The following is a 22,009-nucleotide window of genomic DNA, read 5'->3' as shown; positions in this document are numbered from 1 at the left end:
GCTGTGCTGGCGGACATCCTTGTGTGCGATCATGGGGCGTCCTCCCGCACAAGACCCACAGTCTTCAGATCGGTCCAGAGAGCTTCGGGGATGTCAGCGTTTTCTGCGCGAATATTGCTTTCCATTTCGGCAACGCCCTGCCCTCCCGGAATGACCGAAACAACCGATGGGTGACGGAGTGGAAACTGGAACGCGGCATCCACCATGCGAACACCGTGCCGGTCACAGATGTCCTGGATCGCGCGCACTCTCTCGAGCACGTCTTCGGGAGCCGGCTCGTAGTTGTAGAAAGCGCCCGGTTTGGGACCTGTTGCCAGGATGCCGGAGTTATAGGGACCACCGATGACGACGCCGATATCGCGCGCCTCGCAGAGCGGCAGGAAACTGTTGAGGGCCTCCTGCTCGAGCAGTGTGTATCTGCCCGCCAGAAGAAAGATGTCAAAGTCGCCGCGTTCGGCCATCCATTGGCAGGGTTGCCATTCGTTCACTCCGGCACCGAATGCCTTGATCGTACCCTGATCCCTCAACGAGAGCAGCGCCTTGTATCCGCCATTCATGAACTCGCTCAGCTTGGCGTCGAGTGCGTCTTGCGTGCCGTGATTGAAAAGATCCAGATCATGGGCAAACAGGATGTCGATCCGGTCAATTCCCAGCCGTTCCAGACTGAATTCGATTGAGCGCAGCACTCCATCGTAGGTGTAGTCGTAGACCTCGCGCCTTGCGGGCACGTCGAACCACTTTCCGAACCCGTCACGCTGGTCGGGATGTGTCACCTGCAGGATTCTGCCGATCTTTGTCGACAGGACATAACTGTCCCGGTCCTTGCCGCGCAAGAGTGGATTGAGCCGGGTCTCCGAGAGACCAAGTCCATAGAGGGGAGCGGTATCGAAGTAGCGCACACCGGCGTCCCAGGAAGCCGTCAGGATCTTCTGGGCATCCTCGTCCGGGACTGCCCGGTACAGATTTCCGAGCGGCGCGGTTCCGAAACCAAGTTTCGTAACGGTAACGCCGCCGTTCCCGAGCCTGTCCCAATGTCGTGTCTGTAACGCCATACCATGCCTCCTTTTAACTGACATGCTAGTATCAAATGAGTTAGACTGCACCTTCAATTTTGTTGACAGGAATGCGTGGAGGAAACCTGGTGGCGAATTTCGAAACTGTTTTTGGAACCCCCAAACCCGTTATCGCCATGGTTCATTTCGGGGCGTTGCCCGGAACGCCGCTCTATGACACGGAACGCGGCCTGTCCGGTCTCTTGAGCGACGCCGAAGCTGACCTTCGCGCCCTGCAGGCGGCGGGCGTCGACGCGGTAATGTTCGGAAATGAAAATGACCGCCCCTATGAGTTCGCTGTGGACCCGGCAAGCACGGCCACGATGGCTTATGTAATTGGCCGACTGCGCGACCAGATCACGGTCCCGTTCGGGGTCAACGTTCTGTGGGATCCAAAGAGTACGATTGCGCTCGCTGCCGCCTGTGGCGCAACATTCTGCCGTGAGATCTTCACCGGCGCCTATGCCAGCGACATGGGACACTGGGCACCTGACGCCGGTGAGGCCCTGCGCTATCGAAAGCGCCTGGAAAAAAACGACCTTCTGATGCTCTATAACGTTTGCGCGGAGTTTGCCGACAGTCTCGATCGGCGGCCGCTTGCCGATCGCGCCCGATCCGCAGTGTTTTCCTCAATCCCGGACGCCATTCTCGTATCAGGCCAGATCACAGGTGAAGCGGCGTGCATGGAAGATCTCGAAGCCGTGAAGGCTACTCTCCCCGATACGCCCGTTCTGGCCAACACGGGTGTGAAGCTTCACACGGTTGCCGATGTTCTGCGCATTTCAGACGGATGCGTTGTCGGCTCAAGCCTGAAAGTGGACGGCAACACGTGGAACCCGGTCGACCCGGATCGCGCCAAGCAGTTCATGGATCGTGCGAGGGCCGCCCGATGATCGGCGAAGACCTGCAGGCGCTCGTCATGATCCCGGGGCTTTCCGGACATGAAGACCGCGTCGCAAGCGAGATCGCCGCAAGAATGCCGGTCCCGTGCAGAACGGACCGTCTCGGTAACCTGATTGCGACGTTCCCCGGAACCGGGCCTTCGGTGATGCTTTTCACGCATATGGACCAGTTGGGGTTTGTGGTCAGGAAGGTCGACGAGACCGGCCTGATCAGGGTTCAAAGGCTGGGCGGCGTGCCCGAGCGCGCCCTTCTGTCGCAAGCCGTCGTCATATCCGCCAGGACCGGCAGGGACATTCCAGGCGTCATTGCAAACAAGAGCCACCACGCAACCCAACCCGATGAAAAATACGTCGTTCCCAAGGCCGCCGACCTTTACATCGATGCCGGCTACACCAGCAAGGCGTCCGCGGAGGCCGACGGTATCCAGATCGGGACACCGGTTACCTACGCACCCAATTTCATGCATCTTGCCGAGGGTCGCGTTGCCGGCACGGCAATAGACGACAGGGCCGGATGCGCCGTGCTTCTGGACGTCGCCAGGTCACTCGCCACGCGGCAGGACGGTCCGACCGTCCATGTCGTGTTTTCCACGCAGGAAGAATTCAATCTGCGCGGCGCGGTGGTCGCCGCCCAGAGCCTGAAACCCGATATCGCCATACAGATCGATCTCATGCTGGCGTGTGACACTCCGGACATGTCCGATGCGGGCGAGATGCGCCTTGGTGGCGGACCCGGTATCAGTCTCTACAGTTTTCACGGACGCGGAACGCTCAACGGCGTCCTGCCGCACCCCGCGCTCGTTACCCTTTTTGAAACCGCCGCCGCTAAACTTCAAATGCCGCTGCAACGATCTGCGCAGGTCGGCGTCCTGACCGACCTCAGTTACGTGCAGCTGGTCGGAGAAGGCGTCGCGTCGATCGATGTCGGCTTTCCCATGCGATACAGCCACTCCTCGCTGGAAGTGTGCCAGATCAGCGACCTTGAGGACCTCGCCGCACTTCTTTGCGCCGCGCTCGGGCACGTAACACCGGAAATCAAGTTGGAGCGCGGCTCATGAGCTACACCCTTGGCGTTGACATCGGCACTTATGAAACCAAAGGCGTTCTGGTCGACGCGACGGGTAACGTCGCTGCCACCGCGCGCCACGCCCATGAAATGACCGTGCCGCAGCCGGGATGGGCGGAGCACCGGCCGGAGGAAGACTGGTGGGGGGACTTCGTCACGGTGACAAGGGACCTTATCCGGCAGTCCGGCATCACCGGTGATGAGATCAAATGCGTTGCCTGTTCGGCGATCGGCCCCTGCATGCTCCCGGTCGACGGGGACGGCTCCCCTCTGATGAACGGTGTGCTTTACGGGGTCGACACCAGAGCCATGAGCGAAGTCTCGGAACTCACCGACCGGATCGGCAACGATGTTCTGCTTCAGCGTTGCGGCAACGCGCTCACATCCCAGTCGGTCGGCCCAAAGATCCTGTGGCTGAAAAACAATCGCCCGGAGATCTATGAGCAGGCGCACAAGATCCTGACCTCGACCAGCTTCATCGTTCACCGGCTGACCGGCGAATACGTGATCGATCACTACACGGCGGCGAATTTATCCCCCCTCTATGATGTGACCACGCAAGACTGGTGCTTCGATCTGGCCCCGGAGATCCTGCAGGCGGACAAGTTGCCGCGATTGCTGTGGTCGTCCGAGATCGCCGGCCACGTGACAGCCGAAGCTGCCGCAAAAACAGGTCTTGCCGAAGGCACGCCTGTCACATCGGGAACAATAGACGCAGCCGCGGAGGCACTCAGCGTGGGCGTCCGGTCAAACGGCGATATGATGATGATGTACGGATCGACCATTTTCATCATCACGCTGACCGAAGACCGCGTTCAGGACGGGCGGCTCTGGTACGCACCCTGGCTGCTTCCGGGTCAGCACGCGTCCATGGCGGGCCTCGCGACCTCCGGTACGCTGACCCACTGGTTTCGCGATCAGTTCGCCCGCGAACTGCCGAAGGAAACCGCGTTTGCGACCCTCGCCCAGGAAGCCGAGTCAATTCCACCCGGTGCGGACGGACTGCTCTTCCTGCCCTATTTCTCTGGCGAGCGGACACCCTTGCATGACCCGCAGGCGAAAGGGACCTTTTTCGGGCTGAACCTGACTCACACGCGCGGACACATGTACAGGGCGCTCCTTGAGGGGATCACGTTCGGCACGGCCCATGTTGTCGAGACGTATCGCGAGGCCGGTGTCGAACCGGCACGTATCCTCGCAGTCGGTGGCGGGACAAAAAACACCGTGTGGCTGCAGGGCACATCGGACACGTCCGGACTGAGCCAGATCGTCTGTCAGAAGACGGTCGGTGCGAGCTATGGTGACGCGTTTCTGGCCCGGTTGGCGATCGGCGAAGCGCAGATTGACGACATAGCCACGTGGAACTCTGCCGCACAGACGGTCCATCCGAACGATATTGCAGCTTACCGCAAGGCCTATCCGCTCTTCCGCAGGCTCTACGAGCAGACCAAGGATATTGCCGCCGAACTCGGATAGAAGCTCACGCGGTGCGTTCTGACGCTGCCGATCATTTCACCGCGCCGGCAGCCATGCCCTTGATGATGAAACGCTCCAGCGCGATCCCGATGATGATCAACGGGAGAATGGCCGCAAAACTGAGGGCCGCCATCGACCACCAGCTGATGCCCTGTGATCCGGTCTGACTGGCGACCATCACCGGCAAGGTGGTGGCGTGGCTTGAAGTCAACAGAGCGGCGAAGAAATACTCGTTCCAGGTCAGAACGAGCGACAGGATAAACGAGGCGACCATACCGGGTGCCGCAATCGGCAGAATGATGGTCAGGAACGCCCCCCAGATCGAGAGGCCGTCGACGAGCGCTGCCTCTTCAAGCTCGGTTGGAATGGAGCCGAACTGATCCCGCATGATCCAGATCACGATGGGCAGAACGGTCAGCGTATAGAGCAGAATGAGGCCTATCCGCGTATCCAGCATTGCGAGCGACTTGTAGAGGACCAGAAAGGGAAGCGCGAGCACGACCGGCGGCAAAATGAGCTGGCTCAGGAAGAAGAACGAAATATCCGGGTTCCGCATGAAACCGAAACGGTAGTTGAACCGGGACAGGCCATACGCCGTCATGCTGCCCAGCATGACGGCGAGCGTGGAGGCAGAGACCGCAACAACGGTCGAGTTCCAGAACCTTTTCAGGAATTCTTCGCGAACCGTGCTCTCGTTCGCGATGGTGTCGGGCGATAGTCCGAGCGAGCGCCATCCAAGCCATTTCGGGATGTAATCCCACCACGGCACCATGTTCCCCTTCATGACATCGGGCGCCATCTTGAAGCTTGTCGTGATCGTCCAGTAGATCGGAAAGATCGAAATGAACGCCCAGACGATCAGGATACCGTAGATCAGGATTCGTCCCGATATCCGTTTCGCCCTGAAGGTCCGGTCCGCCTCTGTGTCGTGGAAAATCTGGGTCGTCATCTCAGTACCTCGGGCGCATCCAACGGTCGGCCGCCTTGATCAGAAGGGTCATGGCGATGACGATGATGACCAGATAGACAATGGCAAGAAGTGTTCCGTAGCCGACATTTGACCGGTCGCGATATTCCCGGAAAATGAAACTCGTCACGCTGTCCGTCGCCCCGCCGGGCCCACCGGACGTGACGTTGATGATGATGTCCGCGAGCTTCAGCTTGAAGATGATCCGGATCAGGATCGCGGTTATGGAGACCGGGAGCATGAGCGGGAAAGTGACTTCCCAAAACTGCGTCCACGCGCCCGCGCCGTCAACGCGCGCGGCTTCGTTGAGCTCACGCGGGATCGCCTGCAGGCCTGCCAGTATCATGATCATCATGAAGGGAATATATGTCCAGGCATCCATCAGCATGATCATCAGCTGGGCGATTTCGGGCGACGAAAAGAAGGAAGGATTTTCCACCCCCAGTTCCCGCAACAATCTGGCCACCGGACCGAACCGGTTTTCCAGCATGGATTTCCCGATCATCCAGGAAACCGCGACAGGCGACAGCATGAGCGGCAACAGGAATGCCACCCGAAAGAATTTACGCGCCCTGATTTCCGCGTTGAGCAGCAGGGCGAGACCGAACGCGATGGCATATTCCACGATGATCGCGAGCGTATACCAGACCATGTTGCGCAGCGCGTTCCAGTAGAACGGGTCGCTCCACATTTGCAGCAGATTGTCTATGCCGTTGAATTTTCGCCCGTCGGGAGACGCGAGGTTCCAGTCGGAGAAGGCAATGACCAATCCGAAAAGAAGCGGAAACACGACCATCGAGACCACGAACAACGTGGCTGGAAGCACGAACAGCGTTCGCTTGCCATGCTCTCCGCGCGTGATCACTTGCGACGCGCACAGGCAAATGCCCCAAAAAATGTAGGCATAGAGTGTCGGCCGCCAGTTCGCGAACCCCAGGTCGATCCAGCCGCCTTGATCAGCCACCTGGAGAATTGCGATAAGTGCCAGCAGGCCCGCTGACCCCCAGACCAGGATCTTGCCGAAACGCTTGCGCTGTTCGGAGATATCGTCGGCGGTTACAACATGAAGCCGATCACCTTCGGAACTCATTCCAGTCTTGCCCCGCCTTCCCCAGGTTTGCGGGCAGGCACGAAGCGCCTGCCCGCAGGTTCAAATCACAGTCCAAGCGAAGCCTTGTAAAGCTTGATCTGGTTCTCCCGGCCGATCTGGTCGGTGATCTTCTCCCAGGCAGCGGCGATCGCGTCGCCGATTTCCTGAGCCGATCCGTACTGTCCGGCATAGCCTTTGGCCAGCTCGTCCTCTGCCACCGAATAGTACTGGAAGATACCCGGGATCCGGGGCTCGATGGCCGCATTCGGATGATTGTAGCTATCCGCGTTCGAGCCCAGATAATCTTCGATATAGGCACGATCATACCCGGCAGCTTCCCATTCATCGAACTGGAAGTGGGAGTTGCGGTAAGGCTGGAAACCGGACGGATAGGCCGACATCCAGAGGCTGATGTCCTTGCCGCCAAGATGCGCCGCAGCGCTCCAGGCTGCCTTGCGCTTCTTCTCGTCACCTGAGACCCGCTTGGTCACATAGATGCCCCAGCCGAGATAGGCCATGTTCGGCGCTTCATTGTAGGTCTCTTCCCAGGCACCTGACTTGCTGTTGTAGACGCGATCGGAGCCGGGATTGATGCCGAAGCCGACAACGTCGCCGACAACAGAAGTGTCGGATGTGCGCGCGCTTGAGCCGATATCGCCCCACCACATCAGCATGGACCCCGTTCCTGCGAGGAACTGCTGGAAGCCGGTTGTGCCCGGATCAGCGTTGATCTGGTCAGCCGGGTAGGCGCCGGCCTCAATCAGGTCGAGCACGTCCTGGATCGCCTGCACCCAGGCCGGGTTGTTGACGCGCGGCTTCATTGTGTCCGGATCGAACAGCCAGGCCGGATCATCGGGATGCTTGGCATAGACCGCAGCCCGGTTTTCGAGGAAGTAGAACCCGAAGCCGCCCCAGCCCTTGAGCGGGTCGAGATACCCGTGTGCCGGCAGGCCGGTCAGCGGGTCTTCCTTGCCGATCAGCGCCTTGGTGACGGTGTTCACGTCCTGCCAGGTTCTGGGAACGGATGCACCGCCGATCGCACCGTCGCCGAAGTAGTCGGTCCGGTAGGCGAAGGTGTGACAGTCACCGTCGATGGTGACCCGGTACTTCTTGCCATCCCACGTGCCAACCGGCGGCTTGAGATAACTCACGAGATCTTCTGCATCAATCTGCTCTTCGACCCAGTCCGGCATCTCGTCGAGAAGACCCTTGCCGGCCGTGTCACCCTCGAAAGGCGCACCCATCTCGATGATGTCGAAGTCGACGGTTCCGGTCGCGATAGCCTGTTGCAGACGCGGATTGTAGTCGGCCTGGGCAAGGTCAACCCAGTTGATCTTCGCACCGGTATAGGCTTCCCAAGGTTTCAGGAAACCGCGAAACAGGAAATTGTGGAGGTTCTGGTTGTTCAGCCCCATGAAGGTCAGCTCAACGCCTTCGAACTCACCTTCCGCGACGCGCTCCTTTGTCGGGCCGAGGCACATTTCGCCGACTTTCTGCCAGTCGGCGTCCGTTGGCGACCCTTGACCGACGCCCGGGATTTTCAGAATTTCGGCGCGCAGATCCGACTGCGCCCTGGCCGAACTGAAAGGGATACCGGTCGCAACCGAGCTCACGGCGGCAATCGCGCCTACGCTCGCAGCGCCCTTGAGCAAACCGCGCCGGCTTAGCTGACGATGCATTATCGTATTGTAATCGCTAACTTTCACGTCAATTCCTCCCATTACACGTCAAGTTGGCCAACCCCTGCAAAGACACCCTTTTTGACGGGTGTTCTCCTCCAAAGCAGAGAGATCTTATCCAATCGGAGCAGACTTCCGACGGGTAACGTCCCAATTCGCGTACGTGCTGTCAAGTAGCTAACATGTTAGTAGGGTCAGAGGTGGACAAATTCTTACCAATAAGCTACCCGGTGAAGGGGGTAGGAACGGCTTTGTGAGGCTCAATGGCTGAAGTTGCTGTCAAGCAAGTGCGCAAAAGTTATGGCGACACCGAAGTAATTCACGGTATCGACGTGGACATTACGGACGGCGAGTTCGTGGTTCTGGTTGGGCCGTCAGGATGCGGGAAATCGACCCTCCTGCGCATGATCGCGGGCCTTGAGGAAATTACATCCGGTGACATTAACATCGGGGAACGCCGGGTCAATCATTTGCCGCCTAACGAACGCGACATTGCGATGGTGTTTCAGTCCTACGCCCTTTACCCGCACAAGACGGTCGAGGCGAACATGGGGTTCTCGCTGAAGCTGAAAAAGATGGACAAGGCGGCGATCAAGAAACGCGTGGCGGACGCGGCGGAAATCCTTGGTCTGACACCCTATCTCGGGCGTTATCCACGTGCCCTTTCGGGAGGACAGCGCCAGCGGGTTGCAATGGGCCGCGCGATCGTCCGTGACCCGCAGGTCTTTCTCTTCGACGAACCGCTGTCGAACCTGGACGCAAAGCTGCGCGTGCAGATGCGCACGGAGATCAGGGAACTGCATCAGCGTTTGCAGACCACCACCATCTATGTCACCCACGACCAGATTGAAGCCATGACGATGGCAGACAAGATCGTGGTACTGAATGGCGGGAATGTCGAGCAGATTGGAAGCCCGCTCGATTTGTACGACCGGCCCAAAAACAGTTTTGTTGCCAGCTTCATCGGATCACCGTCAATGAATCTCATCGACGGAAAGATCGAAGGGGCCGGGGCGGACAGCGTTCAGATTTCAGTTGGCGGAACCGTGCTTGACTTGCCCGGATTCGGTGGTCTGGAACCTGGCCGCGATGTCAGACTGGGTGTGCGTCCGGAGCACTTGCAACTGTCGGACAAGGGTCTGCCCGCAACGGTCCGGGTCGTCGAGCCGACCGGTCCGGAAATCCACGTCGTGTTCCAGTTCGGCGACGGGGAAATGACCGCGGTTTTCAGGGAACGGCACGCCCTGTCCACGGGAGATCAGGTCCATCTCGGGATAGACACAGACCACTTCCACCTGTTCGGGGCCGATGACGGATTGCGGATCGAGCCGTGACGAAAGGTCGACTCCGGACCAGACGATGGTTCAGACTTAATCCGCGAAGCTGCGGAAGTCGGTATCTGCAGAGAGGAGCCAAGAATGCTGAAAGGGATTGATCCGAGACTGAACGCCGATGTCTTGCACTGTCTGCGGGCCATGGGTCATGGAGACGCGATCGTCATCTCCGACACGAATTTCCCGTCAGACAGCGTTGCCAGAAGCACCGTCTGCGGATCGCTGTTGCGGATGGAAAATCTCACTGCCGCTGAAGCGATCGAGGCGATCCTGTCGGTGCTCCCGCTCGACACCTTTGTCGACGACTTCGCGATGCGGATGGAAATTGTCGGCACACCGGACGAGATCCCGGACGTGCAGCGCGAAGTCCAGGAAAAGATTGACACGGCCGAGGGTGGTTCCCGTCCCATGATCGGGGTCGAACGCTTCGCGTTCTATGATCTGGCGCGCCAGAGCTACGCCGTGATCCAGACCGGGGAACGGCGCTTTTACGGGTGTTTTGTGCTTCGCAAAGGTGTCATAGGACCGGAACAATGAGTTTGGACATCGTCATTCTGGGTGTCTTTGTCGCGGACACCGCATATCGCGCGTCGCGGCCACCGAAGATGGGTGAGACCATCCTGGGGAAATCCTTTGCGCTGGGACCGGGTGGGAAGGGGTCCAACCAGGCGGTTGCGGCCGGCATGGCCGGCGCCAGGGTCGGCATGCTGACCAAACTCGGGATGGATCCTTTCGCCGACATGGCCCTGTCAACCTGGTCGAAGGCCGGGGTAACGTCGCTGGCTTCGCAGCACGCGGAAGGATACACAGGGGCCGCCTATATCTTTATCGACGATGCCACCGGCGATAATGCCATCATCGTGTGCCCCGGCATTGCCGCCAGTCTGGGCCCGTCCGACATTGATGCCCGGCAGGATGCTCTCAAGACCTGCAAGGTTTTCCTCACGCAGCTCGAACAACCGCTTGAGACCGCCGAATATGCCCTGGACGTGGCCAGGAATGCCGGGGCGACAACGATCCTGAACCCGGCTCCGGCCGCCGAACTTCCCGATTCCATGCTCGCGCTTTGCGACTATGTCACGCCCAACGAATCGGAGACCGAAGCCATTACCGGGCTGAGCGTACGCACCGTCGAAGACGCCACGAAGGCCGCCGAAGAGCTGATCAGGCGCGGCGCAAGGGCCGCGATCATCACGCTCGGCGAAAACGGGTGCCTGTTTCACGACGGCGCCGAAGCAAAACATGTTCCCGCCATGTCCGCCGGGCCCATCCTTGAGACCACCGGTGCCGGCGATGCATTCAACGGCGGCTTCGCAGCCGGCCTTGCGCAGGGCATGCCGCCAATCGAGGCGATCCGGTTCGCAACGGCAACGGCGTCCATATCCGTCACACGGCAGGGGACGGCCCCGTCGATGCCCGCCCGGTCGGAAATTGAGGACCTGCTCCGGCAAAACCCCGGCTGACCGAACCCGGCCTGAAGGACACCGGCGGATTTCCGGGGCTTCGTCCGTTGCAAGTGCCGGGCCCCGGGCGAGCGCCGAAGGACGCTGCCCATACACCGGCTTGCGTCCTTCGTTGTCTTCTACTCCGTAAACGTCCTTGCAAGTCTGTTGCTGAGCGGTTGGGCCAGGTAACTCAGCACGGTGCGCTCACCGGTCGTTATGAACAGGTCGGCCGGCATTCCCGGAACCAGATCCAGCCCGGCCACCTCGGAGGGCTGCTGTTCGTCGAGTCTGACCCTGGCGACATAGTAGGCGTTGCCGGTTTTCTCATCGGTCACCGCGTCGGCTGAAACATCGAAAACCTTTCCATTCGCTTCCGGCACATCCTCCAGATCAAACGCGCTCAGCCTGACCCTGGACGGCTGTCCAATCCAAAGCTTCTCGACATCGGAGGTGTTGATGCGAGCCTCGATGATCAGTTCCTCACTTTTCGGAACGAGTTCCAGGATGTCCTCGCCGGGACGAACGACGCCGCCAAGCGTGTGCAGTGCCATATTGACCACCGTGCCACTCACGGGTGCGTTCACGACCACGCGTTTTTGACGCTCCGCAGCACCCTTGAACTGAGGTTCGACCGCGGCGATCTGTGCCTCCACGGCAGCAAGATTTTCCGAAACAGACTCCAGCCTCTGCTGCTTTGCACTGAAATCATCGAGCTCCAACTCACCGATTTCGTTTCTGGCGCGAGCCTGGTCCGTCCTGAGACCGGCATCCAGTCCGACAAGACGCTCGATATCAAGGCGGATGGAATTCATCCTGATCGCCGTCACCAGGCCCTTGTCGAAAAGCGGCCGCAGCGTTTCCAGTTCCCCATTGGAGATCTCGATCTGCCGCGCATTGGATTGGCGCTGCTCTTCAAGGCCCCGGATCTGGTCTTCCAGAGCGGTAAGCCGGCGCTCGAGTACCCTCTTCTCGCTGGCCCGCGCTCTGGCTTCAGATTCAAAAACACGCTTTTGCGTCAGGTATGCGTTTTCCCAGAGCACCTCCGGAATGCGTCCCCCGATCAGAGCCGCGACATCGCTTTTGCGAAAGGCGGTTGCCTGATTGATCTGGGCAAACAGCCTTGCGCGCCGTGCGGACAGTTCGCCGATCTGACTGCTGAGCACCGTCAGGTCGACATCGGCTTCAGTGCTGTCGAAAGCAACAAGCGGCTGTCCGGCTTCGACGAAATCACCATCCTTGACCAGAAGATCGCGAACAATGCCGCCGTCCAGATGTTGAACGGTCTTGCGGTTTCCGTCGACGACGAAAGACGCCTGGGCAACCACGGCGCCATCAAGCTTTGCCCGGTGTGCCCAATAGGCTGTGCCGCCGAAAAAGGCCGCCATGACCAAGACGCCGAACAAGACAAGTGCCCCGATCCTTGGTTCTGCGGAGTACAGCTTGGGGCTTTCCGCATGCCCGAGGGGGGAGACGGCGCGGCTTTGGGGTGAAAGTGTCAGGTCTTTCATTGGACGGCCCTTTCCTGGGTATCTTCGCTGATTTCATTCCGTTTCTGCCGGCTTACAGGCAGTACGTTCCGCTTCATGTCGCGCAGAACTTCATCCCTGGCTCCAAATGCGGTCTGGACGCCCTGATTGAGTACGAGCACCTTGTCGACAACCTGCAGACTGCTTGGGCGATGGGTCATCATCACCACCACCCCGCCGCGTTCCTGGGTGGTGCGCACTGCTTTTTGCAGCGCTGCCTCTCCGGTAGAATCGAGGTCTGAGTTGGGCTCGTCGAGCACCAGGAGAAACGGATTGCCGTAAAGAGCCCGGGCGAGAGCGATCCGCTGCCGTTGCCCGCCGGACAAGAAATAGCCGTTGCCAATGCGGGTCTCGTAGCCGTCCGGCAGACTGGAGACGAGGTCATGCACGTCGGCTGCAAGGGCCGCCTCCAGCACGAGAGCATCGTCGATATTCGCTGCAAACCGGGCGATGTTCTCCCTGACCGTTCCATCGAACAAGGCAATTTCCTGGGGCAAATAGCCAATATTGGCACCAAGCTCTTCCGGGTCCCACTTGGCTGTCGGGTTGCCGTCGAGCCGGATCGAACCGCGCTGCGGTGTCCAGACACCGGCAATCATCTTGGCGAGTGTGGTTTTGCCCGACGCGCTCGGTCCGATCACCGCAACCGCATCCCCCGCCTGAAGGTTCATCCGGATGTCCGACAGGGTCGCGGTCTGCGCAGCCGGAGGCCCCGCCCTCTGGATCGCCACGCTCACGGAGACCTGCGGTTTGGGCAATTGCAGACGTTTCTGGTCAGCCGGATACGCATGCACGAGTTTCCGGAGCTTGGCGTAGGATCCGCTCGCTGCCAGAAAGCTGCGCCACTGGCCGATCAACTGATCGATCGGTGCAAGCGCCCTCCCGAGCACGATCGTCGCCGCGATCATGACACCGGCTGTGCTTTCACCGGAAATGGCAAGCGCTCCACCGAGGCCGAGAATGCCGGACTGGAGTGCCGCCCGAATCGTCTTGGAGAAAACGGAAAAGGTTGAAAGACGATCGTTGACCCTGGTTTTCAACTGATGGGCCTCGACCTGAAGGTCATGCCATCTGAGGGCAAGATCGCCGCGCATGCCCATGGCATGGACGATTTCGGCATTCGCCTCGCCTGCCCGGTACAGCGTGTCGCTTCTCCTGCGGGCTTCGGCAGCCTCGGTCATTGTATCATGACTGCGCGCATTGTTGATCAGGGCAAGCACGGTGAGGACGATCGCGCCTGCCAGACCCAGATGCCCCAGATACGGGTGAAGAAGGTAAAGCACACAGATATAGACCGGGATCCAGGGAGCATCGAAAAACGCCAGCAGCGCGCTTCCGGAGACGAAGTCCCTGAATCCGTTGACATCTTCAACGGTGTTGTCACCTGCCGACCGGTCGCCATGGACCTTCCCGCGCATCGCCGCGTTCAATACGGGGATACCGACCTTGAGTTCAAATCTTGCACCTAACCGGTTCAGCATCCGCTGCCGTATCCAGTCGAGCAGGCCCGTGACAACGAGGACACCACCGAGCAGCAACGTGAGTGCGATGAGAGTATCCATGTTCTGGCTGGTCAGAACGCGGTCATAGACCTGAAGCATGTAAAGCGGGGCTGCGAGCGCCAGAATGTTGAGCGCCATGCTGAAAAGCGCAATTGCAACGAAACCGGCGCGGAGCGAAGACCAGGCGTGCCGGACAGGAGAGACTTTGCGGAACATTTGCTTGCTCCATAACTAGGGGGTTCGGGTCCGATCATTTGGAAAGACACAGGGTGGCGACAGCGGTCACCGCCACCCTGAGCAACCGGCTTAGACGACGAAGTCGTCTTCGCTCAGTTGCGACGCGTCAACGTTGACCAGGCGCAGCGTGCTGTCCGACCCGAAGGACAGGACTGCATCCGAGCCATCTTGGACCGCGCCGGTTAGAACCTCGGCGACATCGAAATCAGGTGCGAAATCGCCACCTGAAATCAGATCCGAGCCAAGTTCGAAGTCACTGACGGTGTCGGCGCCCAGGCTGGCAACAAAGATGTCGGAGCCATCGCCACCCTCAAGCAGGTCGTCACCACCGGCACCGTTCAGGACATTGTCGAAATTGCTCCCGGTGATGACATCGCCATCGTTGGACCCGATGACGTTTTCGATCGAGTTGAGCACATCGGTCTCAACACGGTTTTCGATGACGTCCTCGCCGACGACGCCGGTATTGGTGACCTCTGCCGCTACATCGAGCGTTGCTCCGGCATCCACAAGCGTGTCCTGGACCACCGGACCGTTTTGACCGGCAGGTGCGTTGTGCAAATGGATGGCGGACACAACGCCGGGGATCGGCGTCTGCAGGTCGGCTTCGTTGAGGCCGGACACGTCAAGCACGCTCGAATAGATGACCTCGCCTGTGACCAGATTCTGAACAATGGTCACACTCGCCTCGCCGGTTGCCTCGCTATCCGATAGCGGTCCCGGCTCCTGAGCGGCGTCAAGCCCCCCTGAGAGCTCGATCGTGCGGATGCCCTGCTCGGTGACGTCGCTGTCGACGAGCAACTGCCCCCTGATCTCACCGCCGGGGAAGTCCGATGTGTGGATGTTGTAGTAGAGGTTGCCGTCAACGGCCTGATCAACGAACGCCGCGCCATCGGCAATCGCAGACCCGAACTGGGTGGGAGCTGCAACAACGGCGTTGTCGACGCGGACGGTAAAGCCGGTATCCCGGGTTGCGGTTCCGTTGCCGTTTGCGCCGAGATTTACATTGACCGCGACATCCAGGTCCGAGAAGTCTGCCGTGTCGGTGCCTTCCCCGCCGTCCAGGAAATCGTTGCCGAGACCGCCGACAAGGATGTTGTCACCCTCACCCGCAATCAGCACGTCGCGGCCGGCTCCGCCGTCGAGAACGCCGTCCACGAGGCCGAGGTCGACGAAAATGTCATCGCCGTTCCCGAGCAGGACATTGCCGTCGATAACACCGCCATCGTTGACGATTGTGACGTCGCCTGCCTCGCGGGCATCGATCGCGTTGATCTTGCCCGAGATTTCTCCTTCGTTGATGATCGCACCCAAGATATCCAGGCCTCCGTCGATCCGGATACCGGCAGCTGCGTCTGAACTTTCGGAACCGGCGATGACGCCTTCGTTTTCAACGAGGCCGGCAAACCCGGCATCTTCCACGTTGGAGAAGAGGCGCAGGCCGTCGCCAACCGTGTTTCCGTCCGTCGCATCTCCGCCGCCGAGGATGGCACCCTGGTTGATGACCGATGCCGAGACGATATCCCCGTCGACATCACCTGTCTGGAGCGAAACGCCCGAGGCGTTGTTGCCGTTTGCGTCGACCGTTCCCTGGTTCGTGAAAGTGTAGTTGTCGGCGGTGCCGTCTGCGTAGACGGTGCCGTTGCGCTGCGCGCCGGTCGCCAGGATTGCGCCCTGGTTGACAACGTCGAGACCGTCGCCGTCGATGTTCAACGCCCGGCTGTCGGATGACACGGTTCCCTGGTTGACGAAGGAACCGCCGGAATGGTCACCGGTTCCGAAATAGACGCCGTTTTGTGCGCCGGCAAAAACACCGCCCGCCTCGTTCACCAGGGCACCCTGGAAATTCACGCCGTTGACCGAGCGGAATGCACCGACGGTCCCCTGCTGGCTTTCCGCGATGACCTCCCCGGAGTTGGTGATTGCACCGGTGAAGAGTGCAGCGGCAAAACCGCCTTCGTTCAGCCGAACCCCTTCCAGCCGGATACCGTCACCGGCCGTTCCTGCAGCGGCAGAAGCCTGGCCGCGGCCGTTGATCGTTCCGGCGTTTTCGATTTCAACATCGCCATTGCCGTTTTCTGCAAGCGACAGCGAGATGCCGGCTCCGTCATTGTGTTCGCCGGCGTCAATGACACCGGTCGGCAGGTTGGTGATCGAAAAGTCGCGCGCGGTGTCGTCGGCGTAGATCGTGCCGTTGCGCTGATCGCCTGTACCGAGAATATCGCCGCCGTTGATGAGATCGACGCCGGAACCATCGATGTTGACCGCCCGGCTCCCGGACTGGATCGTGCCGAAATTCTGAACGCTGAGATCATGCTCGGCATCCCCGATGTAGAGCCCGTTGCGCGGGCCTTCGATCGTGCCTGTACTGGAGTTGAAAATACGGCCCTCGGCCGCAACGCCATCGGCAATCCGAATGCCGGCCGTCGTGCCCTGGCTGCTTTCCGTGCTGATGAGACCGCTGTTGAAGATATCGGTCTCAAGGACGGCACCCTCCGCGCCATCGTCAATCCGGATACCGTCGCCAGCAAGCGGGATGTTGGAGGCTGCTGCGTCGCCACGGCCCTGGATGACGGCGCCGAAGCCGTTGAAGATCGTGCCCTGAACGACATCGTTCAGCACGTCCCCAACCTGGAGCGAGATACCGGCGCCCTGATTGCCTTCACCGGCATCGATGGTGCCGCCCGTGAAGTTGCTGATCGAAAAGTCTTCCGCGGTGCTGTTGGTGTAGATGGTGCCGTTGCGCTGGTCGCCCGTGCCGACGATATCTCCGAAGTTGCGGACACTGACACCCTCACCCTGGATATCGACCGCGCGGCTGTCGGAGGAAATCACGCCGCCGCGGAAATTGTCCAGCCGGCCGGAAGACTGTGCGCCGGCGAATTGAACGCCGTTGAAGTCACCGTCAACGATGCCGAAGTTCCGTATGTCGGCGCTGCCGCTGACCTGGATACCGGCCGCAAGCGCGTCAGGACCGCTATTTGCTTCAATGCGCGCATTGCGGAAATTGAAGACCTGCGCGTCTTCACCGCCGACCGAAACCGCAGCGGCAGCATTGTTGGTCGTGACCTTGCCGAAATTCAGTAAGCGTGCGAAGTCGTTGTCGAGAACGAAGGCTGGCGTGTTGTCAACGACAACGTTGTTGAACACGCCATTCGTCAGCGACTGGCCGTCGCGGACGGTTTCTTGAGCCAGTGTGGACGTCGTGAGCAATCGCGCCCGAAGACCGGCAAGCATCCCAGATAGCATTTGGAAATCTCCATGAGTTTTGTGGCCCGGGTACGCCCTCTGCATGACGGCGCCCGGCACTCATGGATCTGTTGTGAACGCCTCCGTTGTTGAAATTCAAATTGCCAATACAGGCCATAATCTTTTGAAATAATCACGGCTTGTTTTATCAAATTAATTTAGCTTTCCTGCATTGTTTCAGATACTTGCGCGCGTTCACCTTGGACCTGGAAAACTATTCTTTCACTCCGGATGGAAAAAACGTGATCGAAAAGAGGATGTTTGTCCTCATTTGCATCTGACGTGTGAAAGGGGTGGTTGATCACCACTTCCTCGAACATTTCCAACAATTTGTGAAGAGACTTGTATTTCGCCGTCGCCGGTTCGCGCCTAGATTTGCCGATGCCAGCAACAGGTATCAGAGTTTCGGATGAACCTCCGCGATTTACAGTATGTCGTCGCCGTCGCACGGCACAAAAACTTTACGCATGCAGCACGTGCGTCAAACGTCAGCCAACCCGCGCTTTCAAATCAGGTCAAGAAACTGGAGCTGGAGCTTGGCGTCACGATCTTCAAGCGGACAAAAAACGAAGTATTGCTGACGGAGTTTGGTGAGCACATCGTCGCATGTGCTACCAAGATCAATACCATCGTCGACCATATCTCCAATACCGCTCAGAACTACCGGAAACTGGATGCCACGCCCTTCAGACTTGGCATGACACCGACGCTGGCCGCCTACCTGTCCGGCTATTTTCTCGATATGCTGAGCAGCATCCACAGTGGCCTTCGTCTGGTAATCGTCGAGGAAAAACCCAGAGCACTGTCGCAAATGGTAGGCGAGATGCAACTCGACGCCGCTTTGATTTCCCGCAACAGCTACGACATGATTTTCGGCGGCGAAACCATTGACCTTCCCACCTTCACACCGCTCTGGCTGGAGCCGCTTTTTCTTGGTATGCGGCACGGGCATGTGTTGTCGCAAAGAAATGAAATAAAGGCATCTGAGGTCCCGGCCGAGTTCATCGTCCGCTTCGACACACCATTCGGATATGATCTGGAAAAGGAGCTGCCGGATTCGTCCTCCGGAGCGGCCGAGCGGCTTGGCATCGATGTGAGGTCCGTCCGCTTCGAAACCTTGTGCCGCCACCTGGCCCATAGTGACGCCTGCACGATCGTGAACGGCATCGCGGCCGAGCAGTTCAAAAGGGACAACCTGGGACTGACATTCATCCCGTTCGGCGGGAATGGCAGCTTGCGCGAACTGGGAGCGATATCGAGAAAAGACTATTCGCGTTTTGGCGTCATCGACTCGATCCGATCCTGCATCGAAGCAAAACCACCAAGGGGAACGGTGAACCTTTCACGCGAAACAATGTGCTGACCTTTGCCGTCCTTGAAGGGCCCCCGTCAGTTTTAAATCGGCGCCCCCTAACCTACAAAAAAGCCGCCCGAGTTGGGCGGCTGTTTTTGTTGGTTGCGGGAGCAGGATTTGGTGTTTTTTTGCCCTTGTGCGTCGGGCTTAGCCCTCCTTGAAGGGGCCGGGGGAGGTTCTCGCCTGTATCCCCCACCCGAATACGACAACAGCCCCACCCCTTACGGGATGAGGCTGTTGTCGAATTTGGTTGCGGGAGCAGGATTTGAACCTGCGACCTTCAGGTTATGAGCCTGACGAGCTACCGGACTGCTCCATCCCGCGTGAAGGTCGAGGATCGGTTGAAGAGATTTCACTGCGTTTAGCAGGCCTGGCGGCGACCTACTCTCCCACACCTTAAGATGCAGTACCATTGGCGCTGGGGAGTTTCACGGCCGAGTTCGGGATGGGATCGGGTGGGGGCTCCCCGCTGAGGCCACCAGGCCGGCGAAGCGCAGTTTTGTCGTGAACTGGTTGGATCTGTCCTCACGGTTGATCGGGCTTCGCCCTAACCTCCGGACGGGGCGCGCAAACGTGCGCGGCGGCCGGTCGGCCTTGCGAACCTGACGGTTCGGGCTCTTTTCCCTTGCGGGATCGGAACCTGAGGCCTTCATGAGAACTGGTCTTTTCTTAATTATCGGTTTTCAGATTGGTTTCGTCTTCTCTTCCAGAGCGTTGCCAGGGACATGACGAGGAAGCTTCAGCTTCCAAGCCCACGACCGTGGGCCGCCAATCGTTTGGCGCCCCGTCTGGAGCGCAGTCCGAAGGACGTACGCGCGTGAGGACATAAAAACCAGTCTTTCCAAAGCGCCAAGGCGCTTTGGCAAAGATGAGCATTGATTAATGAGAGCGATCAAGCCGAACGAGCTATTAGTAAAGCTAAGCTTCATGTGTTGCCACACTTCCACACGCTTCCTATCGACGTGGTGGTCTTCCACGGCTCTTCAGGGAGAACTGGTTTTGAGGTGGGTTTCCCGCTTAGATGCTTTCAGCGGTTATCCCTTCCGTACATAGCTACCCTGCAATGCGGCTGGCGCCACAACAGGTCCACCAGAGGTACGTCCATCCCGGTCCTCTCGTACTAGGGACAGATCCTCTCAATTCTCCTACACCCACGGCAGATAGGGACCGAACTGTCTCGCGACGTTCTGAACCCAACTCACGTACCACTTTAATTGGCGAACAGCCAAACCCTTGGGACCTGCTCCAGCCCCAGGATGTGATGAGTCGACATCGAGGTGCCAAACAATGCCGTCGATATGGACTCTTGGGCATCATCAGCCTGTTATCCCCGGCGTACCTTTTATCCGTTGAGCGATGGCCCTTCCACGAGGGACCACCGGATCACTATGGCCGACTTTCGTCTCTGCTCGACTTGTCAGTCTCGCAGTCAGGCAGGCTTATGCCATTGCACTCAACGAGCGATTTCCGACCGCTCTGAGCCCACCTTCGCGCGCCTCCGTTACCATTTGGGAGGCGACCGCCCCAGTCAAACTACCCGCCACACACGGTCCCGGATATTGTTGTACCGCGGTTAGATATCCATGACGACAAGGGTGGTATTTCAAGGGTGACTCCACCTCAGCTGGCGCCAAGGCTTCAACGTCTACCACCTATCCTACACATGTCGTGACGAATACCAGTGTGAAGCTGTAGTAAAGGTGCACGGGGTCTTTCCGTCTGACCGCAGGAACCCCGCATCTTCACGGGGAATTCAATTTCACTGAGTCTATGCTGGAGACAGCGGGGAAGTCGTTACGCCATTCGTGCAGGTCGGAACTTACCCGACAAGGAATTTCGCTACCTTAGGACCGTTATAGTTACGGCCGCCGTTTACTGGGGCTTCAATTCGGTGCTCTCACACCTCCTCTTAACCTTCCAGCACCGGGCAGGCGTCAGACCCTATACGTCGCCTTGCGGCTTCGCAGAGCCCTGTGTTTTTGATAAACAGTCGCCACCCCCTGGTCTGTGCCACCCCCTCGTGGTTGCCCACAAAGAGGTCTCCCTTCTCGCGAACTTACGGGAGCATTTTGCCGAGTTCCTTCAGCATAGTTCTCTCAAGCGCCTTGGTATTCTCTACCAGTCCACCTGTGTCGGTTTCGGGTACGGTTTATAAGGTGGAGCTATTTCCTGGAACACATTCGCTGCACCCCCAATCCAATAAGGAGATACAACACACTGCATCCGTCACTACCACCAAGCTGCAGAATATTAACTGCATTCCCATCGACTACGCCTTTCGGCCTCGCCTTAGGGGCCGGCTAACCCTGCGCCGATTAGCGTTGCGCAGGAACCCTTGGACTTTCGGCGAGCGGGTCTCTCACCCGCTTTATCGTTACTCATGTCAGCATTCGCACTTCTGATATCTCCAGGACCCCTCACAGGTATCCCTTCGCAGACTTACAGAACGCTCCGCTACCGCGTGCTTACGCACACCCGCAGTTTCGGTGTATGGCTTGAGCCCCGGTACATTTTCGGCGCGGGACCCCTTATTTAGACCAGTGAGCTGTTACGCTTTCTTTAAATGATGGCTGCTTCTAAGCCAACATCCTGGTTGTTTTGGGAGTCCTACATCCTTTCCCACTTAGCCATAACTTAGGGACCTTAACTGGCGGTCAGGGTTGTTTCCCTCTCCACAATGGACGTTAGCACCCACTGTGTGTCTGCCGGATAGTACTTCTCGGTATTCGGAGTTTGGTTAGGATCAGTAAGGCGGTAAGCCCCCATAGCCCATCCAGTGCTCTACCCCCGAGAGTATTCATCCGACGCTCTACCTAAATAGATTTCGCGGAGAACCAGCTATTTCCGAGTTTGATTGGCCTTTCACCCCTAGCCACAGCTCATCCCCGACTTTTTCAACAGGCGTGGGTTCGGTCCTCCAGTGCGTGTTACCGCACCTTCAACCTGGCCATGGCTAGATCACTCGGTTTCGGGTCTAATCCAACGAACTCATCGCCCTATTCAGACTCGCTTTCGCTGCGCCTACACCTATCGGCTTAAGCTTGCTCGTTAAATTAAGTCGCTGACCCATTATACAAAAGGTACGCTGTCAGGCACAAAGCCCTCCAACTGTTTGTAGGCATCCGGTTTC

General features: G+C 58.9%; 14 protein-coding genes, 1 tRNA gene and 2 rRNA genes (1 of these 17 running past the window's edge). 7 read left to right on the top strand and 10 right to left on the bottom strand.

Going from position 1 to position 22,009, the window contains the following annotated elements; genetic code table 11:
• Positions 1–29: 29 nt before the first annotated feature.
• On the bottom strand, positions 30–1,052 hold the full coding sequence (locus RDA78_RS10615; RefSeq protein ID WP_434055280.1) for an aldo/keto reductase: 1,023 nt from the start codon (positions 1,050–1,052) through the stop codon (positions 30–32).
• A 71-nt stretch (positions 1,053–1,123) separates the two neighbouring features.
• Between RDA78_RS10615 and RDA78_RS10610 the strand changes: the two genes are divergently transcribed.
• The 3 genes from RDA78_RS10610 to RDA78_RS10600 are packed head-to-tail and all read left to right on the top strand — an operon-like array spanning position 1,124 to position 4,496.
• Complete coding sequence (locus RDA78_RS10610) at positions 1,124–1,945, top strand: BtpA/SgcQ family protein (RefSeq protein ID WP_434055279.1); 822 nt, start codon at positions 1,124–1,126, stop codon at positions 1,943–1,945.
• The gene (locus RDA78_RS10605; protein WP_434055278.1) at positions 1,942–3,012 is read left to right on the top strand and encodes a M42 family metallopeptidase; all 1,071 of its coding nucleotides are present in this window, start codon (positions 1,942–1,944) and stop codon (positions 3,010–3,012) included. The genes RDA78_RS10610 and RDA78_RS10605 overlap by 4 nt, the downstream gene beginning before the upstream one ends.
• Positions 3,009–4,496 (top strand): FGGY-family carbohydrate kinase, encoded by a 1,488-nt coding sequence (locus RDA78_RS10600; protein WP_434055277.1) that lies wholly within the window; start codon positions 3,009–3,011, stop codon positions 4,494–4,496. Before RDA78_RS10605 ends, RDA78_RS10600 begins: the two co-directional genes overlap by 4 nt.
• Positions 4,497–4,527: 31 nt before the next feature.
• Here RDA78_RS10600 and RDA78_RS10595 read toward each other — a convergent pair whose 3' ends face one another.
• From RDA78_RS10595 to RDA78_RS10585, 3 genes are all read right to left on the bottom strand, one after another.
• Entirely contained in the window at positions 4,528–5,445 is a 918-nt protein-coding gene (locus tag RDA78_RS10595) for a carbohydrate ABC transporter permease (protein WP_422037315.1), read from the bottom strand.
• Between the two features lies 1 nt (position 5,446).
• Complete coding sequence (locus RDA78_RS10590) at positions 5,447–6,553, bottom strand: carbohydrate ABC transporter permease (RefSeq protein ID WP_434055276.1); 1,107 nt, start codon at positions 6,551–6,553, stop codon at positions 5,447–5,449.
• Between the two features lie 65 nt (positions 6,554–6,618).
• Positions 6,619–8,274: an extracellular solute-binding protein gene (locus RDA78_RS10585; RefSeq protein ID WP_434055275.1), complete on the bottom strand. Its 1,656-nt coding sequence runs from the start codon at positions 8,272–8,274 to the stop codon at positions 6,619–6,621.
• 221 nt (positions 8,275–8,495) lie between these two features.
• Here RDA78_RS10585 and RDA78_RS10580 point away from each other — a divergent pair, with 221 nt between their 5' ends.
• From RDA78_RS10580 to rbsK, 3 genes are all read left to right on the top strand, one after another.
• Complete coding sequence (locus RDA78_RS10580) at positions 8,496–9,566, top strand: ABC transporter ATP-binding protein (RefSeq protein ID WP_434055274.1); 1,071 nt, start codon at positions 8,496–8,498, stop codon at positions 9,564–9,566.
• Between the two features lie 84 nt (positions 9,567–9,650).
• Complete coding sequence (locus RDA78_RS10575; protein ID WP_434055273.1) at positions 9,651–10,103, top strand: RbsD/FucU family protein; 453 nt, start codon at positions 9,651–9,653, stop codon at positions 10,101–10,103.
• A complete protein-coding gene (gene rbsK / locus RDA78_RS10570; RefSeq protein ID WP_434055272.1) occupies positions 10,100–11,029 on the top strand; it encodes a ribokinase in 930 nt (309 codons plus the stop codon). The genes RDA78_RS10575 and rbsK overlap by 4 nt, the downstream gene beginning before the upstream one ends.
• Before the next feature lie 119 nt (positions 11,030–11,148).
• On the opposite strand, the gene RDA78_RS10565 is transcribed toward rbsK, so the two are convergent.
• The 3 genes from RDA78_RS10565 to RDA78_RS10555 form a co-directional block, all read right to left on the bottom strand.
• Positions 11,149–12,519, bottom strand: coding sequence for an HlyD family type I secretion periplasmic adaptor subunit (locus tag RDA78_RS10565; RefSeq protein ID WP_434055271.1), 1,371 nt, complete (start codon positions 12,517–12,519; stop codon positions 11,149–11,151).
• Positions 12,516–14,255 (bottom strand): type I secretion system permease/ATPase, encoded by a 1,740-nt coding sequence (locus RDA78_RS10560; RefSeq protein WP_434055270.1) that lies wholly within the window; start codon positions 14,253–14,255, stop codon positions 12,516–12,518. Before RDA78_RS10560 ends, RDA78_RS10565 begins: the two co-directional genes overlap by 4 nt.
• Before the next feature lie 90 nt (positions 14,256–14,345).
• Positions 14,346–17,525, bottom strand: a complete 3,180-nt coding sequence (locus RDA78_RS10555) for a beta strand repeat-containing protein (RefSeq protein WP_434055269.1) — start codon at positions 17,523–17,525, stop codon at positions 14,346–14,348.
• 409 nt (positions 17,526–17,934) lie between these two features.
• Here RDA78_RS10555 and RDA78_RS10550 point away from each other — a divergent pair, with 409 nt between their 5' ends.
• On the top strand, positions 17,935–18,888 hold the full coding sequence (locus tag RDA78_RS10550) for a LysR family transcriptional regulator (protein WP_434055268.1): 954 nt from the start codon (positions 17,935–17,937) through the stop codon (positions 18,886–18,888).
• A gap of 238 nt (positions 18,889–19,126) precedes the next feature.
• On the opposite strand, the gene RDA78_RS10545 is transcribed toward RDA78_RS10550, so the two are convergent.
• The 3 genes from RDA78_RS10545 to RDA78_RS10535 all read right to left on the bottom strand — a co-directional run.
• A tRNA-Met gene (locus RDA78_RS10545) sits at positions 19,127–19,203 on the bottom strand.
• A 44-nt stretch (positions 19,204–19,247) separates the two neighbouring features.
• Positions 19,248–19,362: ribosomal RNA gene (rrf, locus tag RDA78_RS10540) — 5S ribosomal RNA — on the bottom strand.
• Positions 19,363–19,767: 405 nt separating this feature from the next.
• Positions 19,768–22,009: ribosomal RNA gene (locus tag RDA78_RS10535) — 23S ribosomal RNA — on the bottom strand (it continues 481 nt past the right edge of the window).

This window comes from Roseibium sp. (assembly GCF_051016195.1).
In the GTDB taxonomy this organism is placed as follows: Bacteria; Pseudomonadota; Alphaproteobacteria; order Rhizobiales; family Stappiaceae; genus Roseibium.
This window is presented reverse-complemented; position numbering and strand designations above follow the sequence as displayed.

Coding starts and splice junctions, on each gene's coding strand:
- RDA78_RS10615 (WP_434055280.1), bottom strand. CDS start 1,052: ATGGCGTTACAGACACGACATTGGGACAGGCTCGGGAACGGCGGCGTT.
- RDA78_RS10610 (WP_434055279.1), top strand. CDS start 1,124: ATGCGTGGAGGAAACCTGGTGGCGAATTTCGAAACTGTTTTTGGAACC.
- RDA78_RS10605 (WP_434055278.1), top strand. CDS start 1,942: ATGATCGGCGAAGACCTGCAGGCGCTCGTCATGATCCCGGGGCTTTCC.
- RDA78_RS10600 (WP_434055277.1), top strand. CDS start 3,009: ATGAGCTACACCCTTGGCGTTGACATCGGCACTTATGAAACCAAAGGC.
- RDA78_RS10595 (WP_422037315.1), bottom strand. CDS start 5,445: ATGACGACCCAGATTTTCCACGACACAGAGGCGGACCGGACCTTCAGG.
- RDA78_RS10590 (WP_434055276.1), bottom strand. CDS start 6,553: ATGAGTTCCGAAGGTGATCGGCTTCATGTTGTAACCGCCGACGATATC.
- RDA78_RS10585 (WP_434055275.1), bottom strand. CDS start 8,274: ATGGGAGGAATTGACGTGAAAGTTAGCGATTACAATACGATAATGCAT.
- RDA78_RS10580 (WP_434055274.1), top strand. CDS start 8,496: ATGGCTGAAGTTGCTGTCAAGCAAGTGCGCAAAAGTTATGGCGACACC.
- RDA78_RS10575 (WP_434055273.1), top strand. CDS start 9,651: ATGCTGAAAGGGATTGATCCGAGACTGAACGCCGATGTCTTGCACTGT.
- rbsK (WP_434055272.1), top strand. CDS start 10,100: ATGAGTTTGGACATCGTCATTCTGGGTGTCTTTGTCGCGGACACCGCA.
- RDA78_RS10565 (WP_434055271.1), bottom strand. CDS start 12,519: ATGAAAGACCTGACACTTTCACCCCAAAGCCGCGCCGTCTCCCCCCTC.
- RDA78_RS10560 (WP_434055270.1), bottom strand. CDS start 14,255: ATGTTCCGCAAAGTCTCTCCTGTCCGGCACGCCTGGTCTTCGCTCCGC.
- RDA78_RS10555 (WP_434055269.1), bottom strand. CDS start 17,525: ATGCTATCTGGGATGCTTGCCGGTCTTCGGGCGCGATTGCTCACGACG.
- RDA78_RS10550 (WP_434055268.1), top strand. CDS start 17,935: ATGAACCTCCGCGATTTACAGTATGTCGTCGCCGTCGCACGGCACAAA.